The 348-nt window shown below is 60.1% G+C and carries 1 pseudogene; it reads right to left on the bottom strand.

Annotated features, from left to right (window positions below):
- Window positions 1-70: 70 nt before the first annotated feature.
- Window positions 71-348: pseudogene (locus tag NMG80_RS07185) on the bottom strand (hypothetical protein); the annotation flags it as partial.

The raw sequence follows: 348 nt of genomic DNA, 5'->3' as shown, positions 1-348 counted from the left end.
GAGCTTGAAGATGCCAGGCCTGCAGGCCTGGCGCTGATGAACTTGATCGGCATGGAAAGCTTCCTTGGAGTCAGCGCAGGTACGTCAGCTCCGCGCGGCAGGCATCTGCAAATTCCCGCAGGATGTCATGGGCGGTGATGTGGGAGTTCCGCGCCTCCAGCGCGGTCGAAGTCTTCTCGTATGTATCGACAACAAGTACCAGCACCGCCTCTGCAGCCCCGATGGTGCCTGGCGTCGCAAACAGGCGAAGCTTGTTCATGGCGGTATACATCGGAACCAGCTTGGCGGGGTCATCCAGGCGTTCCTGAACCACGCCGTCCGCATAGGCTTTCGATGCCTGGTCGATGA

The organism is Mesorhizobium escarrei (genome assembly GCF_935825525.1).
Classification (GTDB): Bacteria; Pseudomonadota; Alphaproteobacteria; order Rhizobiales; family Rhizobiaceae; genus Mesorhizobium; species Mesorhizobium escarrei.
Note: the sequence above shows the minus strand (reverse complement) of the source record. Positions and strands in the feature narration are given on the sequence as shown.